Origin of the sequence: Enorma phocaeensis (assembly GCF_016901575.1) — a bacterium.
GTDB classification, from domain to species: domain Bacteria; phylum Actinomycetota; class Coriobacteriia; order Coriobacteriales; family Coriobacteriaceae; genus Limicola; species Limicola phocaeensis_A.
Window position 1 is genome coordinate 1 of record NZ_JACJKQ010000023.1, and the last position, 21,633, is coordinate 21,633.

At 61.5% G+C, this 21,633-nt stretch carries 23 protein-coding genes and 1 tRNA gene; 17 read left to right on the forward strand and 7 right to left on the reverse strand.

Annotated features, from left to right (window positions below; all coding sequences use genetic code 11):
• Positions 1 to 214: 214 nt before the first annotated feature.
• Positions 215 to 290 (reverse strand) — tRNA-Thr (locus H6A15_RS09220).
• 263 nt (positions 291 to 553) lie between these two features.
• Between H6A15_RS09220 and H6A15_RS09225 the strand changes: the two genes are divergently transcribed.
• The 9 genes from H6A15_RS09225 (at position 554) to nagA (ending at position 7,826) form a co-directional block, all read left to right on the forward strand.
• A complete protein-coding gene (locus H6A15_RS09225; RefSeq protein WP_204673464.1) occupies positions 554 to 892 on the forward strand; it encodes a hypothetical protein in 339 nt (112 codons plus the stop codon).
• 13 nt (positions 893 to 905) lie between these two features.
• Positions 906 to 1,346, forward strand: a complete 441-nt coding sequence (locus tag H6A15_RS09230) for a PTS fructose transporter subunit IIA (RefSeq protein ID WP_204673465.1) — start codon at positions 906 to 908, stop codon at positions 1,344 to 1,346.
• Positions 1,346 to 1,633 carry a preprotein translocase subunit YajC gene (locus H6A15_RS09235; protein ID WP_204673466.1) on the forward strand — a complete coding sequence of 96 codons (288 nt, stop codon included), beginning with the start codon at positions 1,346 to 1,348 and terminating at the stop codon, positions 1,631 to 1,633. Before H6A15_RS09230 ends, H6A15_RS09235 begins: the two co-directional genes overlap by 1 nt.
• 111 nt (positions 1,634 to 1,744) lie before the next feature.
• Positions 1,745 to 2,227: a PTS N-acetylgalactosamine transporter subunit IIB gene (gene agaV / locus H6A15_RS09240; RefSeq protein WP_204673467.1), complete on the forward strand. Its 483-nt coding sequence runs from the start codon at positions 1,745 to 1,747 to the stop codon at positions 2,225 to 2,227.
• Positions 2,228 to 2,317: 90 nt separating this feature from the next.
• A complete protein-coding gene (locus tag H6A15_RS09245) occupies positions 2,318 to 3,118 on the forward strand; it encodes a PTS mannose/fructose/sorbose/N-acetylgalactosamine transporter subunit IIC (protein ID WP_204673468.1) in 801 nt (266 codons plus the stop codon).
• Positions 3,108 to 4,184, forward strand: a complete 1,077-nt coding sequence (locus H6A15_RS09250) for a PTS system mannose/fructose/sorbose family transporter subunit IID (RefSeq protein ID WP_204673469.1) — start codon at positions 3,108 to 3,110, stop codon at positions 4,182 to 4,184. The genes H6A15_RS09245 and H6A15_RS09250 overlap by 11 nt, the downstream gene beginning before the upstream one ends.
• A 298-nt stretch (positions 4,185 to 4,482) precedes the next feature.
• Positions 4,483 to 5,217 (forward strand): GntR family transcriptional regulator, encoded by a 735-nt coding sequence (locus H6A15_RS09255; protein WP_204673470.1) that lies wholly within the window; start codon positions 4,483 to 4,485, stop codon positions 5,215 to 5,217.
• A 122-nt stretch (positions 5,218 to 5,339) separates the two neighbouring features.
• The gene (gene agaS, locus H6A15_RS09260) at positions 5,340 to 6,506 is read left to right on the forward strand and encodes an SIS domain-containing protein (protein WP_204673471.1); all 1,167 of its coding nucleotides are present in this window, start codon (positions 5,340 to 5,342) and stop codon (positions 6,504 to 6,506) included.
• Between the two features lie 147 nt (positions 6,507 to 6,653).
• Positions 6,654 to 7,826 carry an N-acetylglucosamine-6-phosphate deacetylase gene (nagA, locus tag H6A15_RS09265; RefSeq protein ID WP_204673472.1) on the forward strand — a complete coding sequence of 391 codons (1,173 nt, stop codon included), beginning with the start codon at positions 6,654 to 6,656 and terminating at the stop codon, positions 7,824 to 7,826.
• An 80-nt stretch (positions 7,827 to 7,906) separates the two neighbouring features.
• Here nagA and H6A15_RS09270 read toward each other — a convergent pair whose 3' ends face one another.
• The gene (locus H6A15_RS09270) at positions 7,907 to 9,064 is read right to left on the reverse strand and encodes a galactokinase (protein WP_204673473.1); all 1,158 of its coding nucleotides are present in this window, start codon (positions 9,062 to 9,064) and stop codon (positions 7,907 to 7,909) included.
• A gap of 323 nt (positions 9,065 to 9,387) precedes the next feature.
• On the opposite strand from H6A15_RS09270, the gene H6A15_RS09275 reads away from it, so the two are divergent.
• Positions 9,388 to 10,152: a DeoR/GlpR family DNA-binding transcription regulator gene (locus H6A15_RS09275; RefSeq protein WP_204673474.1), complete on the forward strand. Its 765-nt coding sequence runs from the start codon at positions 9,388 to 9,390 to the stop codon at positions 10,150 to 10,152.
• 130 nt (positions 10,153 to 10,282) lie between these two features.
• Here the strand turns inward: H6A15_RS09275 and lacG are convergent, their stop codons facing one another.
• Together lacG and H6A15_RS09285 are read right to left on the reverse strand one after the other, a co-directional pair.
• Positions 10,283 to 11,698, reverse strand: a complete 1,416-nt coding sequence (gene lacG, locus H6A15_RS09280; RefSeq protein WP_204673475.1) for a 6-phospho-beta-galactosidase — start codon at positions 11,696 to 11,698, stop codon at positions 10,283 to 10,285.
• A 78-nt stretch (positions 11,699 to 11,776) separates the two neighbouring features.
• Positions 11,777 to 13,651 carry a lactose/cellobiose PTS transporter subunit IIB gene (locus tag H6A15_RS09285; RefSeq protein ID WP_204673476.1) on the reverse strand — a complete coding sequence of 625 codons (1,875 nt, stop codon included), beginning with the start codon at positions 13,649 to 13,651 and terminating at the stop codon, positions 11,777 to 11,779.
• Positions 13,652 to 14,028: 377 nt separating this feature from the next.
• Between H6A15_RS09285 and H6A15_RS09290 the strand changes: the two genes are divergently transcribed.
• Positions 14,029 to 15,009: a LacI family DNA-binding transcriptional regulator gene (locus H6A15_RS09290; protein ID WP_204673477.1), complete on the forward strand. Its 981-nt coding sequence runs from the start codon at positions 14,029 to 14,031 to the stop codon at positions 15,007 to 15,009.
• 61 nt (positions 15,010 to 15,070) lie between these two features.
• On the opposite strand, the gene H6A15_RS09295 is transcribed toward H6A15_RS09290, so the two are convergent.
• A complete protein-coding gene (locus H6A15_RS09295; RefSeq protein ID WP_204673478.1) occupies positions 15,071 to 15,409 on the reverse strand; it encodes a PTS lactose/cellobiose transporter subunit IIA in 339 nt (112 codons plus the stop codon).
• Between the two features lie 361 nt (positions 15,410 to 15,770).
• Between H6A15_RS09295 and lacA the strand changes: the two genes are divergently transcribed.
• From lacA to H6A15_RS09310, 3 genes are all read left to right on the forward strand, one after another.
• The gene (lacA, locus tag H6A15_RS09300; protein WP_204673479.1) at positions 15,771 to 16,199 is read left to right on the forward strand and encodes a galactose-6-phosphate isomerase subunit LacA; all 429 of its coding nucleotides are present in this window, start codon (positions 15,771 to 15,773) and stop codon (positions 16,197 to 16,199) included.
• Between the two features lie 78 nt (positions 16,200 to 16,277).
• A complete protein-coding gene (gene lacB, locus H6A15_RS09305; protein WP_204673480.1) occupies positions 16,278 to 16,796 on the forward strand; it encodes a galactose-6-phosphate isomerase subunit LacB in 519 nt (172 codons plus the stop codon).
• A 144-nt stretch (positions 16,797 to 16,940) separates the two neighbouring features.
• Positions 16,941 to 17,876 carry a hexose kinase gene (locus H6A15_RS09310; protein WP_204673481.1) on the forward strand — a complete coding sequence of 312 codons (936 nt, stop codon included), beginning with the start codon at positions 16,941 to 16,943 and terminating at the stop codon, positions 17,874 to 17,876.
• Positions 17,877 to 18,180: 304 nt separating this feature from the next.
• Here the strand turns inward: H6A15_RS09310 and H6A15_RS09315 are convergent, their stop codons facing one another.
• A complete protein-coding gene (locus H6A15_RS09315; RefSeq protein WP_204673482.1) occupies positions 18,181 to 18,393 on the reverse strand; it encodes a hypothetical protein in 213 nt (70 codons plus the stop codon).
• A gap of 44 nt (positions 18,394 to 18,437) precedes the next feature.
• Between H6A15_RS09315 and H6A15_RS10750 the strand changes: the two genes are divergently transcribed.
• Complete coding sequence (locus H6A15_RS10750) at positions 18,438 to 18,542, forward strand: hypothetical protein (RefSeq protein WP_428840709.1); 105 nt, start codon at positions 18,438 to 18,440, stop codon at positions 18,540 to 18,542.
• A gap of 223 nt (positions 18,543 to 18,765) precedes the next feature.
• On the opposite strand, the gene H6A15_RS09325 is transcribed toward H6A15_RS10750, so the two are convergent.
• Positions 18,766 to 19,578, reverse strand: coding sequence for a DeoR/GlpR family DNA-binding transcription regulator (locus H6A15_RS09325; protein ID WP_204673484.1), 813 nt, complete (start codon positions 19,576 to 19,578; stop codon positions 18,766 to 18,768).
• Between the two features lie 348 nt (positions 19,579 to 19,926).
• Here H6A15_RS09325 and H6A15_RS09330 point away from each other — a divergent pair, with 348 nt between their 5' ends.
• Both H6A15_RS09330 and H6A15_RS09335 read left to right on the forward strand, forming a co-directional pair.
• Entirely contained in the window at positions 19,927 to 20,778 is an 852-nt protein-coding gene (locus tag H6A15_RS09330) for a class II fructose-bisphosphate aldolase (protein WP_204673485.1), read from the forward strand.
• Between the two features lie 717 nt (positions 20,779 to 21,495).
• The coding region (locus H6A15_RS09335; protein ID WP_204673486.1) for a pyruvate kinase at positions 21,496 to 21,633 on the forward strand (138 nt) is incomplete at its 3' end.

Sequence of the window (21,633 nt, forward strand, 5' to 3'; positions counted from 1 at the left end):
TCCAATATGCTTCTTGTCTCGACAACTCGAATCATACCGGGGCGGGCCGTGCCCTCCTTTCTTGCCTGGACGCTATTCCGCTGTCAAAGTGCGCAAGAAATTGTACGTTACCCAAACGCTTGGACGCGTTTGCTCAGCTTCGCGACCTCATCGGTTCGAGTCCAAGATGGGCGTCCGAAAGAAAAGGGCACCATATAGGTGCCCTTGACAAGTCTGGAGCCAGCAATCGGACTCGAACCGATGACCCCCGCTTTACGAGAGCGGTGCTCTACCAACTGAGCTATGCTGGCAACAAGGTGGTCACGTATGACCAGCGAATGGTTATGATACGTGCAGAACCTCTCCTGCGCAAGACATCTCTTTGAATCCGCATTGTTTCATACCGTATACAGAAGAAAATAAACCGTTCACCGAAAGAAATGGTGCGTTAGACTGGTATCTGAATAAAGGGCCAACTTGTTTATCAAATCTGATACAAGTTTAAGCCACTTCATATTCTATTCAAAAGAATTGCAGGTCGAAGGCCCTGTTGGAAACATTTGCGCAAAAGGGCTTGACAGATTTCAATCTTGTATCTGGACCGCAAAAACTCGGTTACATAAGCCTGTTACCAGCCATTTCGCCTGTGAACGGTCAAAATGAGACCGTCAACGGTATCTATCGACCGTTTGGCTTCCTAGAAAACGCGGCGAGAAAAGGATGCTATGATGTGAAAAACTCGTTATGTGGTTACTACCAGTACCGCACGGGATACCGCATCGGTGCCAAAGCGTTGGTTACCGTGTCGGCGTCTCCGAGGGGATCACCCGGCGTCTCCGAGGGGATCACCGAGTTTGCAAGGCGGACGCGCTGCCAGGCGCCGCCCGCGCCGCGCGCGAAGCGCATCGAATGAAAGGGGGCATTGGATGGTTGGCTTCATTCTCACCGGACATGGGCAATTCTCCAATGGTCTGGCAAGTGCAATCGACATGGTCGCGGGCGATCAGCCGGCGTTCCAGATCGTTCCGTTTGAGGGTTCGCAGGCCGCCTCTTATGGCGAGGACCTGCGTGCCGCCATCACTGCCATGCGCGAGGAGTGCGAGGGCGTCCTGGTGTTTGTGGACCTGTTGGGCGGCACCCCGTTCAACCAGGCCATGATGATCGCTGCCGACGTGGACAACGTCGAGGTCGTCACCGGCACCAACCTGCCCATGCTCATCGAGTTGCTGCTCACCCGTGGCGCCGGCTCCGGCCTTTCCGAGCTGGCCGAGCAGGCGGTCTCCGTGGGCCAGATGGGCGTCACGCATCAGTCGGTCGCCGCAATGGCTGCCGTCGAGGACGATCTCGGCGATGAGGACGGCATTTAATGGGTGACCTCGGTCCTAACATCCTCGCCTCGTCCATCGTGGTCTTGGCGCTCATGGTGATCATGGGCGTTATCTATACCATCTGGACGCAGGTCAACATGCGCAAGAAGCGCAATTACTTCAAGGAGCTTCATACCGAGATTGCTCCTGGACGTGAGGTCATGTTTGGAGGCGGCATCTTCGGCGTGGTTCAGAGCGTGAACGGCGACCGCGTCGAGATCCGGGTGAAGTCCGGAGCCGTGATGGATGTCTCGCGTTACGCCGTTCAGGAGATATCGCAGAAGTAGCGCACGACCTCTTCCGCGATATCAACGAAGAAAGGTACCAACAGGGCGCGTGCGAGCGACTCGGCGCAACCTCGAAGGTAGATAGAACCGATAGACGAAAGGAAGCGGACTATGGCAGAGCCCAACATTCTTCTCACCCGCATCGACAACCGTCTGATTCATGGCCAGGTTGCCACTCAGTGGAACTCCACCATTGGCGCTAACCTCATCCTTGTCGCGAACGACGAGGTCTCCCAGAACACCATGCGTCAGAATCTCATGAAGATGGCCGCCCCGGCCGGCGTCGCCACTCGTTTCTTCTCGCTGCAGCACACCATCGACATCATCAGCAAGGCGTCGCCCAGGCAGAAGATCTTCATCGTGGCCGAGAACCCGCATGACGTGCTCACGCTCGTCAAGGGCGGGGTGCCCATAAAGAAAGTCAACATCGGCAACATGCACATGTCGGAGGGGAAGCGGCAGGTCGCCACGTCTGTGGCGGTCGATGACGCCGATGTCGCCGCCTTCAAGGAGCTTCAGGATAGGGGGGTTGAGCTTCAAATCCAGCGTGTTCCCAGCACGCCGGTCGAGGACATCAACAAGCTGTTCTCGTAGCGCGCTGCGCTGTTGACTTTGGGTCGTACCTCGGTATGTACACCTGCGAACAAGGGGTTCGCACGTATTCATTGAAAGGAGGAGCATCAGATGGACGTCAATATTGTCCAGATCGTTCTCATCTTCGCAGTCACGTTTATCGCGGCTATCGATCAGTTCGACTTTCTGGAGTCCCTGTACCAGCCGATCGTGACTGGTGCAGTCGTCGGTGCTATCCTCGGTGACATCAACACTGGCCTGGTCGTTGGTGGCACCTATCAGCTCATGACCATCGGTAACATGCCGATCGGTGGCGCTCAGCCGCCCAACGCAGTCATCGGTGGCATCATGGCCGCTATCTTTGCCTGCACGCTCGAGGGCGTCGACGCCAACGCTGCCGTTGCTCTCGCCATCCCGTTTGCTCTGCTGGGCCAGTACGGCGTGACCCTCTTCTTCACGCTCCGTGCTCCGCTCCTTGAGTTCTTCCGTGGCTGCGCCGTGAACGCCGATACCAAGGGCATCACCAAGTGGACGGTCGTCTCCGAGATCATCCTTGGCCTCATCTTCGGCTTCATCGTCACCCTGTTCTTCATCGGCGGCCAGACCTTCGGCCAGACCATCGTGAACGCCATCCCCGAGTGGCTCAACACCGGTCTGTCGCAGGCGGGCAACATGATGAAGTTCGTCGGCTTCGCCATCCTGCTCAAGATTATGATGAATCGCGACATGTGGGGCTTCTTCTTCATGGGCTTCGGCCTCGCCCTCATCGCGAGCAACATCGAGGCCATCGCTGGCCCCGCCCTGCTCATCCTGACCCTCATCGGCTTCGGCTTCGCCTTCTGGGACTTCCAGCAGCAGACCGAGCTGAAGGGCGCTGTCTCTGACGGAGGTGACTTCTCCGATGGCATCTAAGACTGAGTTCGAGGTCCCCGCGCAGTATGAGGATCTTACCCCTGCGCCGAACGTTGACCAGAAGACCCTGAACCGCATGGCACTTCGCTCCTGCTGGCTCCAGTCCTCGTTCAACTACGAGACCATGCAGTCCGGCGGCTGGCTGTTCGCCATGATCCCCGGCCTCGAGAAGGTCCACACCAACAAGAACGACCTTGCTGCGTCGATGTACCACAACCTGGACTTCATCAACACGCACCCGTTCCTGGTGACCTTTGTTATGGGTATCGTTCTCGCCCTCGAGCAGAACAAGGTTGATACCCAGACCATCCGCGCCGTCCGCATTTCTGCGGCTTCGCCGCTCGGCGGCATCGGCGACGCCCTGTTCTGGCTGACGCTCGTGCCCATCACGGCCGGCATCACCTCGAACATGGCTATCGACGGCAACATCGTCGCCCCGATCATCTTCCTGGTGATCTTCAACGTCGCTCAGTTCGCTTGCCGCTTCGGCCTCATGAACTGGTCGTACAGGGTCGGCACCGCCGCCATCGACGCCCTGACCGCCAACATGCAGGCGTTCACCCGTGCCGCCTCCATCCTCGGCGTCTTCGTCGTGGGTGCCCTGACGGTCACCATGGGCGCCACCCAGATCAACCTGACCATCCCCAACGGCACCACCCGTGGCCTCTCCGCCCAGACGGTCGTCGTGTCCAACGAGGAGGCCGAGAACTTTGCCGACCTCGCCATCGACACCGAGACCGCTGAGGCCGGCACCCTCGGTGTGACCGACCTGGATGGCAACCCGCTCACCGCGGCCGACGCTGACGGCAACGCTGTCGAGACCGGCATCGTTGACCTGGGCAACGGCATGAGCTCCGTCACCTACGGCACCGTTACCGAGACTCCGGTCTCCTACTCGGTCGCTTCGACGCTCGACTCCGTCCTGCCGAAGCTCGTCCCGCTGGCGCTCGTGCTCCTGCTGTACTTCCTCTTCGCGAAGAAGAACTTCACGCCGATCAAGGGCATCGTCCTGCTGCTCATCATCGGCATCGTCGGCGCTCTCCCCATGATCAACCTCTGGGGCTAAGACGCCTGTCCTGGGGCGCGTACCACGCGGTCCGCGCCCCGGTTCTTACGTGCGATCCCCCTTATGCGCGTTTGAACATGTTTTGTAAGGCCGCGTCTCCCGTCTTGCGGGGACGCGGCCTTTTCCATCAAAAGATGGGGCGGGCCAAAGACTTCGGGCCCGGTCATTTCGGTAGTTGGTGCGTCACGGGCACAGCGTGGCGCAGCGTCCGTCTCAGGACAGCCGTTTCGAGGAACCATAGCCAAAACGTCTGTCCCGATACGAACGACGTCACCGGCAAGCTAAGGAGGCGAGTGCCGTGGCAGCATACGGCGTGCGCAAGCAGCCCCTCTATGATCAGCTGGTCGATATCCTCACGGAGAAGATCGACCACGAGTATCGCCCGGGAGACCTCATGCCCTCCGAGCGCGAGCTTTCCGAACGGTACGGCCTATCGCGCACCACCGTGCGTCTGGCGCTTCAGGAGCTTGAGCGTCTGGGGCTTGTTGTGCGTCAGCACGGGCGGGGGACCTTTGTTGCCGACCGCTCCGCTCAGACGACAAATCTCATGCAGACCTATAGCTTCACCGAGCAGATGCGAGAGCTGGGCCGTGTGCCCGAGACCACGATCTTGGAGTTTTCCGAGATGGAGGCCGACAAGAACCTTGCCGAGCATATGCGCACCAAGATCGGCGACAAGCTCTTTAAGCTGAAGCGCCTGCGCTCTGCCGACGGGATGCCGCTCATGGTTGAGCGCACGTATCTTCCCGTGCGCAAGTTCCTTTCGCTCAAGCGGCCGCTTCTTGAGAGCAAGTCGCTCTACGAGGTCATCGAAAACGACTATCACCAAAAGATTCGAGTCGCAGAGGAGGAGTTCTTCGCCAGCATCGCGCGTCCTGCCGATGCGCGCTTGTTGGACATTGCCGAGAACTCGCCGGTGCTCGATTTGGTTCGCACCACGTTCAACGTGTCCAACGAAATCGTCGAATACACGCTTTCGGTGGCCCGCGCCGACCAGTTCAAGTACAAGGTGTATCACCAGCGAACAGAGTGATTGCTATGCGGGGCACTGCGCCCCGCTTGCATGTGGCGGCGTTACCTGCGCCGTCAGGGTAGGTACCAGGTCTTGCCGGCATGGATCCGGCGGACGTGAGATAACAAGAAAGGGAGTTGTCCATGTTTGAGAAGGATCTCGAGGAGCTGAAGGGCCTCGGCGCCGACATCACCACGGCCGAGATCAAGCAGCAGCCAGAGCTGTGGGAGGACACCTATCAGATTTACCAGGACAACAAGGCGGCGATCGAGGAGCTGCTCGCCTCTGCCCGCGCCATGGGCGACGGCCGCCTGACCGTTGTCTTCACAGGCGCCGGCACCTCTGACTACGTGGGCGATACCGTCGCTCCCTATCTGCGCCGCGCCGGCAACACCGACCTCTATGATTTCAAGCCCATCGCCACGACCGACATCGTTTCGGCACCGCTTGACTTCCTTCGCGCCGAAGACCCCACCCTGCTCGTCTCCTTCGCCCGTTCGGGCAACAGCCCCGAGAGCCTTGCCGCCGTCGAGGTCGCCCGCACCGTGGTCAAGAACATCAAGTTCTTGAACATCACCTGCGCTCCCGAGGGGCGTCTCGCTGTCGAGAGCGCCGATGACCCCGATGCCCTCACCCTGCTCATTCCGCGTGCCAACGACAAGGGCTTTGCCATGACGGGCAGCTATTCGTGCATGGCGTTGCTCTCGACACTTATCTTCGACGCCGCCTCCGACGAGCAGAAGCTTGCGTGGGTGAATGCCGCCGCCGCGATGGGCCGCGACGTCATCGCGCGCGAGGACGAGGTCGCTGCATTCCTGGCCGGCGACTTCAACCGCGTCACCTATCTGGGCTCCGGCGCCTTCGGCGGCCTTGCCCAGGAGGCCCAGCTGAAGATTCTCGAGCTCGCCCACGGCCTGGTCGCGACGTCCTTCGACACCTCGATGGGCTATCGCCATGGACCGAAGAGCTTCGTCGACGACAAGACCCTCGTCTTCGTCTTCGTGAACAACGACGCCTACACCCGCCAGTATGACCTCGACATCCTGCACGAGATCGACGGCGACGGCATCGCCCAGAAGACCATTGCCGTCCAGCAGGACGTCTCGCCCGCCTTCGAGCACGAGGCGTTCACCTTCGCCGGCCACGAGGCGCTGCCCGAGGCATACCTTGCGCTGCCGTTCGTCATGGTCGCCCAGGCCGTCTCGCTGCTGAACTCCGTGCGTGTGGGCAACACCCCCGACACGCCGAGCCCCACCGGCACCGTGAACCGCGTGGTGAAGGGCGTCACCATTCACCCGTTCGAGGGCTAATCTGGTCATTTGGGGACGGGGTCGTTTTGACCCATCGACGGTCTCCCTCGCGCACCGGGTACCGGCGGCGTGCTGCCGGGCCATCGGGCGTCGGGGGAGGCCGGCGTCGCCGCAGAGGCGCGCCCTTCATCTCATGAGGAGGTTTTCATGAGCACGTTTGCTATCAAGGCCGACAAGTTTGTGTTGCCCGGCGCCACCATGCAGGGCGGATACCTCACCGTTTGCGACGACGTGTTTGGCAGCTGGTCGGCAGAGGCGCCCGAAGGCGTCGAGGTGCGGGACTTCACGGGTTGCATCGTGGGCCCCGGCTTGGTGGACACGCACATCCACGGCTTCCATAACCACGCCACCACCGACTGCGACCCTGCGAGCATCGATGATTCGAGCATCGCGCTTGCCAAGCGCGGAACCACCGCGTGGATCCCCACGACCTTCACCGAGTCTGTCGAAGACATCGGTCGTGCCTGCGAGGCCATCGCCAAGGCCGACGATGCCCGCCCGGCGGACTTCCCGGGCGCACGCATCGCGGGCATCTTCCTGGAGGGTCCGTTCTTCACCACGGCGCATGTGGGTGCCCAGAACCCCGTCTACCTCATCGATCCTGACGTCGAGGTGTTCGACGGCTGGCAGGAGAAGGCGGGCGGCCGCATTGTGAAGAGCGCCCTTGCCGCCGAGAAGCCGGGTGCCTGCGAGTACTGCGCCGCCCTCGACGCCCGAGGCGTCGTGACGGCTATCGGCCATTCTGACGCTCATTACGACGAGGCGCTCGCGGCGGTCAACGCCGGCGCAACCTGCTTCGTGCACACCTACAACGGCCAGCGCGGCCTGCATCACCGCGACCCGGGCGTGACGGGTGCCGCCATGACCACGCCGGAGACCTACGCCGAGATCATCTGCGACGGCAAGCACGTGGTTCCCGGTGCCATCAAGGCGCTCGTGGACGCGAAGGGCTGGCAGCACTGCGTGCTCATCACCGACTGCCTCATCTGCGGCGGCATGCCCGAGGGCGAATATGTCTCGGGCGGCTTGCCTGTTGTCATGAAGGACGGCCTGTGCTACCTCAAGAATGAGGACGGCACCACCGGCAGCATCGCCGGCTCGGTGCTCACACTCGCCGCGGGCGTCAAGAACATGGTCGATTGGCAGATCGTCACGGCCGAGCAAGCCATCCGCATGGCGACTGAGATCCCGGCACGTTCGGCGCGCGTCGACGATCGCTTTGGCTCGATCAAGCCGGGCCGCAAGGCGGACATGACCATCTTCAACGCCGATATGACGCTCAACGACACGTATGTGGGCGGTGTCTCGGTAAACGCATAGCCGCTCAAGGCACCAAGGCCTGAAAACGCGGCGGTCCGCCGAGATGCGGGCCGCCGCGTTGTTACATGCAAGGGATGGCCTTAGAACGAGCGGTCGAGGTCGTTGTCATAATCCCACCACACGGCATAGGCACCCATGGGGGAAATCTCATAGCGACGGCAAGATCCCTCGCCCAGCCAGCCGTCCATGCGCTCTTTGAAGATATCTGCCATGTCGAGCGGCACGAACGCTTGCACCGTGCCGCCAAAGCCGCCGCCGTGGATGCGGGCGGCGCCATAGCTGCCCAGCGCGCGCTGCGCCATGCCAATGACGACCATGGCGGGCTGGAAGGTGCCGCCAGTCGAGATATTCTGCAAAAACATTGCCGAGCTGGCGCCAGATTCCTTCGTACGCTCCAGGAACGTGCGGAAATCACCCGCCTTGAGCGCACGCCATCGTTCTTTCACGAGACGGTTTTCACGCCAGAAGTGGATAGCGCGCAACACGGCACGGTCACCCAGTCGCTCGCGCAGCATGGGTACGGCTTCGTCGAAGTCTTCCTCGGCAACCTCGCACAAACGCGTTTTGCCCAGTTGCTTGGCAACCATCTGCATCTCGCGGGCAACCTGGACGTACTCGTAGTTGAACTGCGTGTGGTCACAGCCCACATCGATGAGGAAGAGCGCGTGCCCAAACGTCTCGAAGTTCGCGTCGAGCACGTCGTTGGTGGGACGGTTGGGATCGGAGAAATCCATGAACGAGAGGCCGCCCAAGATCACCGAGAGCTGATCCATGAGGCCGCAGGGCTTGCCGAAGTAGGTGTGCTCCACGCGCTGGCAGAGGAAGGCGAGCTCGGCGGGGCCGAGGTAGGGACCGTCCCAGAGCATGCCCATGGTGCGCGCGAGCGTTGCCTCGAAGGCACCGGAGGACGAAAGTCCCGCTCCCGAGGGAATAGAGGTCGAGAGCGCAAGGTTGAATCCCTGCGGCTCGCGTCCCGTCTGCAGCATCTCGTGCGCCACGCCGCGAACGAAGGCGGCGGCGGTATTGTGCTCGTCGTCGTGGACCGAAAGGTCGTCGAGCGCGATCGAGAGCGAGCCGAATCCCTTGCTCGTCACGTTGATGGTGTCGGTGCCGTTCAGCGGGGCGGCGGTCGATGCGACCGAAGCAAAGCACGGCGGCGCGGCGCGATTCACGAAGTCCGGCGTCACGCTCCAATCTTGATAAGGAGGGCGGCGTGTGCGAAATGAGCGTGCGAACATATGCGTAAGGGCATCTATTCAAACAAAGTCAATCATCTATAAACGGTCGTTGTAGCGTTCCGAACGGTTTTTCGAACAGAGCGCAGCCCGATATCGAGAGCGGCCATGGTTTCAGGCATAATGACGAGTATGATGATAACGTTCACATGATGATCGCAGCGCATGCTGCGAGGAGGTAAGACCATGGTTGCGCGGCAGGCGCGCAGGGAGGGCGCGGAGCACCCCGGTCAACGCTCCTTTCCGGTGAGCTTGCCGAGCGCGCGCCGGTTGCAGATATCCGATAGCGATGCCGCATCGGTGGGATCGCGAGACGGGGAGGGACGATGATCAAGGCGGAGCGGCAGGACCATATCAAGCGGATCGTAGAGGAGCACGGGTCGGCGTCCGTGCACGATATCGCCTCACGGCTCGAGGTGTCCGAGATGACGGTCCGCCGCGACCTGATAGAGATGTCCGACGCCGGCGAGCTCGAGCGCGTCCACGGCGGCGCGCGCCGCGCCGGGGGCAAGCGCAGCTCGATGCTCCGACACGAATACAGCCATACCGAGAAGCGAGGCCGGCATGCCGAGGAGAAGCGGGCTATCGCCGAGCGGGCGGCACGCCTCATCGAGCCGGATTCGACGGTGTTTCTGGGTGCGGGCACCACGGTCGAGGCGATGGTGCCGTTGCTTCCCGCCTGCCATCTGCGCGTTGTGACCAATTCGCTGTCGGTGTTCAATATGCTGGCGGCAAAAGAGGCCTACGAGCTTTGCCTCATCGGGGGCGCCTATAGGCCGCGCACGGCGGCCTTCGTGGGTCCGCTCGCCGAAGAGGCCATAGAAAAGCTCGGCCTCGATATGGCGTTTATCGGGGCGAACGGCATCTTCGAGGGAAACGCGTTCACGTCGAACGCCGACGAGGGGCGCTTCCAGAAACTTGCATTCGACAAAGCGGACGTCCGCTACCTTCTCGCTGATGCTTCGAAGGTCGGGCGTCGTGACTTCTACGCCTTCTATCACCTTATCGAGCTCGATGCGCTTATCTGCGACAAAAGGGTAACGGGGGGCGATCAGGCGTCGATTGAGGATTTGATCGAGGTCTTGGTCTAGCAGGGAGCCGGCTATGTCGCGGTCCCAAGCGATCGCGCCGCGTGATGCGCATAACAGCGGGGCGCGGCTTGATGAGACCGCGCCCCGCTGCCGAGTCGAATGATGATGGCATCAGCGCATGTGGCGTGCGCTAGACTTCGAGCCTGCGGGTTTCTGAAACGCGCTTAAACCAATAGGCACTCGCTTTCGGGATGCGCTGCTGGCTTTCGAAGTCGACATAGAAAAAGCCGTAGCGCTTGCTGTAGCCGTTCGTCCAGCTGAACTGATCCTGCAGGCTCCACATGAAGTACCCCTCGACGTTGATGCCGATCTCTATGGCTCTCAAAATCCAGCGGAGGTGGTCCTTGACGTAGTCGATGCGCTCGGTGTCGTCGATCACGCCGTTTTCGATTCGGTCCTTGCGGCCCATGCCGTTCTCGGTGATATAGAACTTCTTGTAGTTCGGATAGCGAAGCGTGATATCCATCATGAGATCGAAGAGCCCCTTGGGATAGATGATCCAATCCCAGTCGGTGGTGGGAACTCCGGGGCGAACGGCGCGCTCGCCGACGCCCGCAACGCGCCAGCGGCCTGTGCCCTTGTCGCCGGTTCCGTTATGGTGCAGGTCGCTTTCACCTTCGTATGCCTTGAGGAACCTGCTCTGGTAATAATTGATCCCGAGGCAATCGTTCAGCATCGCGGCGCGGCGCATGATCTCGAGATCATGTTCGGCGATTTCGAACGTTCCCTGGCTGGAAGCGCAGAGGCGGTCGATAATCGCGCGCGTGCCGGGCGCGTAATCGCCGCGGAACGTCGCGTCGAGCAAGAGGCGGTTTTGAAGGACGTCATCGTTGCGCGCCGCCTCGATATCGGCAGGGCTCTCTGGATCATAGGGATATTTGTATTCGAGCGCATGGACGATGCCGATTTCGCCCGCGTAGCCGCCGTCCTTGAAGGCGCAGACAGCGCGCGCGTGGGCGACCATCATGTTGTGCTGGGCTTGGAGGCATTCATGCAGGCTCACCTTCTTGCCGAGCGGCCAGGTGCCTTCCACGTAGCGATTCATGGTCGCTGCGGCGATTTCGTTGAATGTGAACCAATGCCTGACGTCATCCGCGTATTCCTTGAAACAGAAGCGCGCGTACGCCTCGAAGGCGTCGATGTTCGCGCGGTTCAGGAAATCGCCGTTGGCGTAGATGGCGAGAGGGGAGTCGAAATGGTGGAGGGTGACAAAGGGTTCGACGCCATGCGCTCGACAGCTCGCGAAAAGATTATGATAGAATGCCACGCCCTCGGGATTCGGCTCGCCAGAGCCTTCGGGGAAGATGCGGCTCCAGGCGATCGAGACGCGGATCCCGTTCATGCCGAACTGTTCGCAGAGGGCGAGGTCGGAATCGTAGCGGTGATAGAAGTCGCAGGCGGGCTCGGGAGAGAAGCGCCCTTGTTCGGCAAGGTAATCATCCCATGCCACCTTGCCTTTGCCATGCGATCGCGTCTCGCCTTCGACTTGATAGGCGGCAGTGGCCCCACCGAAGATGAAATCTTGGGGGAACGTGTTGGTCAACATAGATCTCCAATCGGTTGATGTGGCGGAAGCGAGGCGGGCGCTTCGTTTTTGTCGCTTGCGCCCGCCGGACGATATGCGTTAGAGCCCAAGCTGGTCGGCAACGAACACGAGCGCCGCTTCACCGTTGCGAGTCAGATCGATGTACTGCTTTCCCTTGGTGACGCAGCAGGCAACGCCCATACGCTCGCCGTCGGCCTTGAGGTCGTCGAAGTAGGACGCTGCCTGGGGCGCCAGGATAACAAGGTCAAAGTCCGGCATGATGTCCAGATGGCTGCCGTAAGCGTCCGCTGCGGTCTCAAGGTCGATGCCGTGCTCGCGGGCAGCTTTGGCCAGCGCGTTGGCGAGCAGGCCGGAGGTTCCGCCTCCCTGGCACAGGACAAGGACGCGACGACCGTTGAGCGCTGCATAGGGGTCGCTCGCAGCGGCGATGGTGCTGGACGAGGCGCTGGCAACGGCGTTATCAGATGCAGCGGGGGTGGCGTTGCCCGCAGATTCTTCGTCCATAGACTGGCCGGCGGCACGCTTTTTCTCTGCTGCCATGCTCGCAGCGGCCTTGGCGACGGCACCGGTGGCGACGCTTGCGGTGTCGGCCTTGCCCTGGAATGCGGCGTTCATGGCAGCCTGCTTATGGGCGGCGCGCTGGGCGACCTCAGCCTGATCGGCCTCGGCTTCTTCAGCGCACTTCTCGCGGTCGTATACCTTGAAGAAGGGGAAATAGATGAGGAAATCGACAATCAGCAGGGCAGGGATGAGCAGGAACGCAAGGGGCTGAAGTCCCAGGCCCATGGCGATGCCAACGGGTGCGGGGGTGGTCCAGGGAAGGCTGAACATGAAGCCGTTCATACCCAAGACGTCGATGAAGAACTTGGTGATCCAGATATTGGCGATGGGCGCGAAGATGAAGGGGATGAAGAAGATGGGGTTCAAGACCATGGGCGCGCCGAAGAGGAACGGTTCGTTGACGCCAAAGCAAACCGGTACGGCTGAGGCACGGCCCACGGCGCGCATCTCTTTGGACTTGGCGAGGAAGGCGAACATGAAGCAGATCACCAACGTGGCACCAGTGCCGCCCATGGCGACGACGAAATCCTGAAGCGGTTTGGTGAGGACGGCGGTTGCGTGCTCGCCGGCCTGGTACATGGCCATGTTGAGCTCGAGGTTGGAGATGAGGGCGGCGGAGATTGCGGGCTCGATGATGGAGGGGCCGTGGACGCCTACAAACCAGAAGAGAGACATGGCGCCGTAGATGATGGCGAGGCCAACATAGCCGTCTGCCGCGGAGAAGAGCGGCTGGAACACCTGGATAACGCCTTGGGCGAAACAGAAGCCAAAGATGTTGCGGAATGCAAAGTCAAAGCCCCAGAAGAAGACCAGGCAGACGCCAAAGGGGATGATGTCCTTGAAGGTCTGGGAGATATTGGGCGGCACCTGTTCGGGCATCCTGATGGTGATGTTGCGCTTGATAAAGAACTTGTAGATGATGCCGGTGGCGAACGCGCAGATAAAGGCGGTTAGCAGGCCCTTGGATCCCATGTAGCCGTTGGCGAGGCCGGAGATGGAGACCCCGTTATCCGTGAAGCTGATGGCGTCGCTGGAGAGCAGCAGAAAACCGATGAGCGATGCGATCATGACCGAGATGAAGTTGATCTGGTTGTTCTTGGGCAGGTCGCGGTTTTGCGCATCGCAGAAGTGCTTGGCCGTGGTGGCCGCTGCGCAGATGCCGACGATGCCCATCGAGTAGTTGTAGGCCTTCATGAGCACGTCGTTGATCTCTGCGGGCCAGTAGAAGCCCCAGACGTTGGGGACGGCGCTGACGAGCAGGAAGACGCTCGACACGATGATGATGGGCATGACGGAGATGAAGCCGTCGCGAATCGCCTTGAGGTACTTGTTGCGCGCGATGGCGTTGAAGAAGGGCTTGCCCTTCTCAATCAATGCAATGAGCCGTTCCATCGGTCCTCCGTTTACGTAGATTGAAGGTCGAACCGGTCGCGTCTGCGCACGGTGCTTTAGCAGATCGCGCCGGAGAAGATACGAGAAGCAGATCCCGATGCCCGGTTTCAGGATGAGCACGTGCTCATATCTGTTATGAGCACGTTAACATACAGGTGGAATATGCATTCTGACATCGAATGGATAAACTGCTGACGGTAGCAATTTGACGGTGAACGGCGAACGTGCGTGGCCGTGCGCTGATGGCATGGAGCATGTTCGCAGAATTTGATGGTACATTGTGTGCATCGGCTTCTGTCGGGCAGGGGGATTTGGTGTCAAAAGAAGGAGCAGACGCAAAGCGTTCGCGCATCTCGAGGGGCGGTCGCAATGCCTCCATGGCGGATGTTGCGAAACTCGCGGGAGTTTCTCGACAGACGGTTTCCCGCGTTGTCAACGGCCAGGCATGCGTCGTGGAGGCGACGCGTAAGAAGGTTCTCGACGCTATGGATGAGCTTGGGTTTTACCCAAGCTTTGCCGGCAGATCGCTGCGCGGCGGTCATTACGGGTGCATCGGTTTGTGCATGTTCGACATCACGCGGGCGGGCAACGTCGCAACGGTCGACGGTCTTACCTCTGCCGCTCGGGCATGCGGGTATGCGGTGACGCTCACCGAGTTCGACATGTCGCATCCGGTGCGCCTTAAGGATGTCGCGCGGAAGCTGGCGGAACTTCCCGTCGATGGCATGGTGTTCAACACGAATCGCGCCATCGAGGACTTCGAAGAGTTTGAACCCATTGCCGGGTTGCCGACCATCATCATCTCCGTGAGACCGCACGCAGCGTGCACGACGATCGATTCGGATCAGAAGGGGTGTTCCCACCTGGCCGTGGACTATCTGATGCGCCACGGGCACCGTGCCATTCGCCATATAGCCGGCCCCCGCTCGTCGATTGCGGCGGCGGAGCGCGCGGCGGGATGGCGCGACGCTTTGATCGCTGCGGGCGTCGATGTCGTCGAGCCCCTTGTAGGGGACTGGACCGCCGACAGCGGTTATGAGCTCGGCGCCAAGCTCGCCCAGGATAAGGATATGACGGCTCTATATGCCGGAAACGATCAAATGGCATTGGGCGCGATTGTGGCGCTGCGCGACCATGGCATACGCGTGCCAGAGGACGTGAGCGTCGTGGGCGTCGATGACTCGCTCCAGGGGACCGTCCCCCATAATCGGCTCACAACGATACGCTTTGACATGCGCGAACGCGGGAAGAGAACGTTCGATTGCTTTTTCGCCGAGCTCTTGGGGGAGCGGGAGGTCAAGCACATTCTGCTTCCCGGCGAACTGGTCGAGCGGTCAACCGTCGCATGCGTTTCATGATCATGGGCCGGCATCTCGATGAGATGCCGGCCCATGAACGTCGAAGATGTGCCGAGACGGCTTATGAGAGCTTGGCTTCGAGCGCGGCGATGCGCCGGTATCCGTCAATCATGAAGCGAGCCTGCTTCTCGAGCATCATGGTGGTCATGAGGGTGTCCTGTGCATGGACCATGATGAAGGTCACATCCATCTCACCGCCCCCTGCCTCTTGGGAGAGCAGCTTTGTCTGGACATCATGCGCGTCGATAAGCGCTTGGTTGGCGGAGGCGCGCAGCTCTTCCGCCTTGTCGAAGTCGCCGCAGCGTGCGGCATCGATCGCTGCGATGAGGTCGGTTTGGGCATCGCCCGCATAGGCGACGATCTCGAAGCCGATCATCGAGATTTCTTCTTTAGTGGCCATGGCGTCCCTTCCTGTCGGCGTATGTAGGTTTCGTGGTTTGCCCAGCCGCCCGCTTCCGGGCAACGCGATGCGGCAGTAGGTCCGTCACCTACTCTATCAGGTTCGCCATTTTATATAGGATATGTTTGAACAAACAAAGATGAACGGTATTTATCAATCTGTGAACGGTAAATATCGAGTTATTTCCAAAAATCGAACAGTATTTCTTGCATAACATGTTTGATTATGTTCAAATGAACGCAACGACGGATTTGACGGCGGTGCCGTCCGTCGCCGTCGCGGCTGCGTCCGAGCCCGGAGGGTGCAGATCAGATTGTCCATGGCACATGGTTGCGCGCAATGCGCACCGAGGAGGATAACCATGAGAGTTGTCATCTCATCTGACACCGAGGGCATGCCCCTCAAGGAGACAGTCAAAGAGGCGCTGTTGGCAGACGGGCACGATGTGGTCGATTACGCCGAGACTCCCGCCGCCGATTTCATCGACTCCGCGCTCGTCGTCGCGCACGACCTGCTCGAGCACGATGGCTCGCTCGGCTTCTCGTTCGATGCGTATGGTGTGGGCGGCTATATGGCAGCGACCCGCGTGAAGGGTATGGTCGCCGCCAACATCTCCGATGAGCGGAGCGCGTACATGACGCGTGAGCACAACAACGCGCGGATGATCTGCATGGGCCCCAAGGTGGTGGGGACCGAAGTTGCCAAAAAGATCGCGCGAGAGTTTCTTGCTGCCGATTACGCCGGCGGACGGCATCAGATTCGCGTGGACATGCTCAATAAGATGGCATAGCGTCGCTCGGCTCAAATCGATTGCGCGCATGCCCCTGCTGGCCCCGGGCAGCTCGACATGCGCGCGAAAGGAGATACCATGATCATCGCACTCGGCTGCGACCATATCGTTACCGACGAAAAGACCTACCTGCACGACCGTCTCGAAGAGGCGGGGTACGAGGTGTTCGATGTGGGCACATACAGTCACACACGCACGCACTATCCGATATTTGGCAAGAAGGTCGGCGAGGCGGTCGCCTCCGGAAAAGCCGATCTCGGCGTCGTGCTCTGTGGCACGGGCATCGGCATCACGAATTCCGTCAACAAGGTGCCAGGCGCCCGGTGCGCATTGGTGCGCGACATGACCAGCGCCCTCTACGCGCGTCGCGCGCTCAATGCCAACGTGGTGGGCTTCGGCGGCAAGATCACCGGCGAGTTTCTGATGGCCGATATCATGCTTGCGTTTATCAAGGCGAGTTATGAGAAGACGCCCGAGCATGATGCGCTCGTTGCGAGACTCGATGCGATCAATCAGGCCGATTCCGCCGCGCAGTCTGCCCCGCATTTCTTCGATGAGTTCATCGAGCGATGGGATCGAGGCTATTATCACGACTAGCGCAAGGCGCACCCATCTAAACTTCATGTGGCAGCGACGTTCGCCGTCCCTGCCGGCGCGATGCACGTTCCGCCGGGGTATCATGGAGCTGTTCCAGCACCTGGCTGTCCGGGCGAGCATGAGGTCGGACATGAGGAGGACCATATGATTCTCACCGTAACCATGAATCCGTCGATCGATACGCGCTACGAGGTCGAGCATCTTGTTATCGACGATGTCAACCGCGTGACGCCCGCCAAGACGGCCGGCGGCAAGGGGCTCAACGTGAGCCGCGTGCTGGTGCAGTTGGGCGATGATGTGGTGGCGACGGGTCTTCTGGGCGGTCATGCCGGAGCCTACCTCTCCGACCTCATGGATGCCGACGGGATCTCCCATCGCTTCACGCCGATCGCCGGCGAGGCGCGCACGTGCATCGCGCTGCTGCACGACGGCAATCAGACCGAGCTTTTGGAGAGCGGTCCCGAGATCTCGCCCGAGGAGCTCGAGGCGTTTCTCGTCAACTACGCCGATCTCGTTGCACAGGCGGATTGCGTGACCATCTCCGGCAGCCTTCCGAAGGGCGTTCCCGCGTCTACCTATGCCGCCATGGTGAGGACGGCGGTCGATGCCGGCATGCCGGTGCTGCTCGACACCTCGGGCGCGGCGCTCGACGAGGCGCTCGCCGCGCCCGTGAAACCCACGCTCGTGAAGCCCAACCTCACCGAGATCAACGGGCTGCTGGGCACCTCGTTTACCACCGAGCAGGCCGCCGAGCTAGGCGATGCCGTTGCGGCGGATGCGCGTTTCCAAGGCGTCGAGTGGGTTGTTGTCACGATGGGCGCTGCCGGCGCGGTGGCATTCCACGGCGATAAGCGCTATCGCGTGGTAACACCCGCCATCGAGGCGGTGAATGCCACCGGTTCCGGCGATTCGACGGTCGCGGGCTTCGCGCACGCCATCGCCGCCGGCATGGACGATGTCGACGTGCTGCGCTACGGCAACGCGTGCGGCAAGCTCAACGCCATGGATCCGCAGACCGGCCACCTTGCCATCGAGCACTGGGACGAGGTCTTCGGCGGTATCGAGGTCGTCGAGGTCTAGCGCGGCGGCGCGCTGCATCGCGGTCGCCGAGCGCGTCGCGCACTCGGTCGTCAACGCCTCCTGGGGCCTGTGCCCGAGGGGGCGTTTTCCATGCGACGCTTGCGCAAGCGGATGCGATGGCGCGGCGTACGCTTGCGGCGGGCAAGAGCGAACGGGAGTGGCCATGCAGCAAGCGCTCATCCAAACAACCGGGGCAGGCGCTGCGGACGCGCGGCGCACGGGCGTCGTGTGCCTCTTCAGCGGGGGCGGAAGCGCCGGCGCGCGCTTCCGCGTCGTGCGGGCCCCCGTTTCGCGAGCGGGCGATCTATCCGCACGCCTCATTCTCCGTGCCGATGAGATGCTGAGCCGGCGCGGGCTCGGTGCCTCGGTGTGCGTCGCCGCGTGGGACGGCGCCGGGTGCATCGAGCTGGCCAACGCGGGCGACGCCATGGGCGCCGTCGTGGGCGCGCGCGGCGCGCAAGATATGCTTCGACGTGCTCGTGCAGCTTGCCAATATGCACGGCAGCAGGGTGGACATACGGTTCGCACAAGGATGTGGCGCGGCGCATCAGCAACACGCTCGTGCCGTATGATGAGCTCGATGAGACGTCGCGTGAGTACAACCGGGCCCACGTGCGCGACATTCCACGGTTGCTGGCCCAAGCTGGTCTCGCCATCGTGCGGTAGCTGCGTCGTTGTCCATACGATGCTGCGGTGTGCATCGCGGACGGTTTCTCACCGCATTTCCGTAGCATGCTCGTTCCAGTGGTCACGAAGGCGGACCTATGGGCTGCGGGGAAGCATATGCATTCGTTTTGCGTGCCTTTTCGGCACCCGATGGACGTTTCTCGCGGCGTGACCCCTACCCACACGAACTCACGAAGCCTCCGATTTTGCAAAACGTGGCAAATCACGAGGGCTGCGAGGCCTGCGGGGTTTGCGAGGCGCGTGCAGCTTGCGACGCCACCACCAGCTGACAGCCGAGCTCGTGCGCATCGGTCGCGATGACGCCGTCGGGGTCGCGGTCGACGATGAGGGTGTCCACTTGCTCCAGCGTGCCAAACCACAGCAAGCCAGGCGCTTGGATCTTCGCGGCGTCGAGCAGTACGAACGATTCGCTCGCGCAGCTGAGGTACCGCCGTTTGAGCTCAGCCATCTCGGCGTTGTTGGTCATGAGGCCGCGTCCCGGCACGTAGGATGTGGGCGTGACAAAGGCTTTGTCGGGGTGGAGCATCTCGAGCATGCGCAGGGTGAGCGGACCGGTGATGTAGCGATGTCCCTTGCGCAGGCTGCCGCCCAGCAGCAGCACGTCGAGCGCCGGTGCCGAGCGGTCGATATAGTCGGCGATGGTGAAATCGTTGGTGACGACGGTGACGTCGCGGTGATCCTCGAGCGCTCGCACGAACTCGAGCGCGGTGGTGCCCGAATCCACGAGCACCGCTTCGCCATCGCTCACAAACCCCGCCGCCGTACGCGCGATGGCGCGTTTTGCCTCGACGTTCACGTTGACGCGCCGATCCTGCGTCGAGACGGTGAGCGTTTTAGAAAGCGAGATGGCGCCGCCGTGGGTGCGGCGGAGCTTGCCGAGGGCGGCGAGGGCGTCGAGGTCGCCGCGCGCGGTCACGCGCGACGTGCCGAACGCCTCGGCAAGTTGCGCCACCTGCACGGAGGTGTTCTGAGCGAGCATGGCGAGGATGGCTGACCGGCGCTCTTCCGGGGTCATGGGGCCTCCGTTCCCTCATGCGGGCGCATGGTCCGCGCGGCAAGAATATGCAGGAATTATGTTGCCATTACTTTTCTAAAAAGCAAGATAACGCATTGCGTTTGATTTTCTTTTTGCACAAGGTGTCGTGGTGGAAGAGGGCGGGGATGCATTGCGGCCGCATATCGCACGCCATGATATCCACGCGAAGCCGAAATGGGGGCATCGTGATGCAGGCAGCCTGCGTTTGCTTGCCGATTCCCGGCGCCGCCCGTCGTCTGCGCGCGGGAAGCCGATGCGCGGGAAACGTACAATACGGGAAGCGATACGTTCCCGGCGGGACGGTGCCGGGGCAGGAAAGGAGTGGTCATGCTCGTTACCACGAAAGAGATGCTGCTGGACGCACAGAGGAACCACTATGCGGTCGGCGCCTTCAACATCGAGAACCTCGAGTTCGTCATGGCGGTGCTCGCCGCCGCCGAGGAGACGAAGTCCCCGGTGATCATGCAGACCACTCCCGGCACCGTGAAGACCGCCGGTCTCGATTACTTCTACGGCATGGTCAAGGCCGCTGCCGAGCGCGCGAGCGTGCCGGTGGCGCTGCATCTCGACCACGGCGACGGCTTCGATCGCTGCATGCAGGCGCTGCGCGTGGGCTATACCTCCGTCATGATCGACGGTTCCCACGAGACCTTCGAGGACAACATCGCCCTTACCAAGTCCGTCGCCGCGGTGGGCGCCGCCATGGGCGTGCCCGTGGAGGCCGAGCTCGGCAAGGTGGGCGGCAAGGAGGACGACGGCCCGGCCGTCGAGGGCGAGAACCCCTACACCGACCCGGACGAGGCCCGCGAGTTCGTTGAGCGCACCGGCTGCACCTCGCTCGCCATCGGCGTGGGCACCGCGCACGGCGTCTACACCGAGACCCCGCACATCGAGCAGGACGTCGTGAAGGCCATCCGCGCCGCCGTCGATGTGCCGCTCGTGCTCCACGGCACCTCCGGCGTGCCCGACGAGCAGGTCGCCGAGGCCGTGAAGAACGGCATCTGCAAGGTGAACTACGCCACCGAGCTGCGCCAGGCATACACGAAGGGCTTTATGGGCTACATGGCCGAGAACCCCGGATGCTTCGATCCCAAGAAGCCGGCGAAGCTTGGCATGGCCGAGATCACCAACATCGTGAAGGTTCGCATGGAGAACCTGGGCTCTGTGGGCCGTGCGTAACGCCTGCGTTGAGGATGGCGTGCCAGGGCTCAGTGCCTGGGCGCGCCTGACATACATCGGCTGACAAAAGGGGCCCCGGCGCCCCGCACCCGATCACATGGTCGGCGTCGCGGGGACGCCGGGGCCCTTTGTTGTGCGCGTCATGCGCGCGGCGCCTGCCGCCGCGTTGCCTCCTGTCTTTGGGGCTAGGCCGCCTGCGGGGGCATTGAGGCGTCCCTCGTTGTCCGAGTTCTGGCCCACCTTTCGCCGAAGCTCGGCTTTTTTACATTTTTGGGCCCGATTTCGTAATAAAACCGAGCGACGGTGAAAAACGGGGCCGCCGTTGCTCGCTACTTTTGTAGCAACGGGGAAAACGATGGGGGCGGGGCGAAGCGTCGGCCCCTGTCGCTCCGATAGGATGCCGGGCGAAGCCTCGACGCGCGCGGTCGCTCGGCACGGGTTTGAGCGTATCGCCCCGCAGCGATGCATCGAATAAAAACCTCCCTGTAAGGGGCGTGTCATATGTGCGTAAAAAGGCACAGTATGGCTTGCGAAGAGCCGCCGCCTACCGGCAGAATCAACACGTCCGGCCTTATTGGTCCGGTGTGTTGATGGCATCACCTATCCTTAATACGTCGGCCTGGGCACCGACATCGCCCGCTGCAGTCCGGCGGGCGAGCACTATAGCGAGACAAGAATCATTGGCAACGAGTATGCGAGAAGTGTGAGGGGACAACGATGAATAAGCGCACCAAGATAGTTTGCACCATGGGCCCTGCCTGCGACGACGAGGAGACGCTGCGCCAGATGATCCTCGCGGGCATGAACGTCGCCCGCTTCAACTTCAGCCACGGCAGCCATGAGGAACATCATATC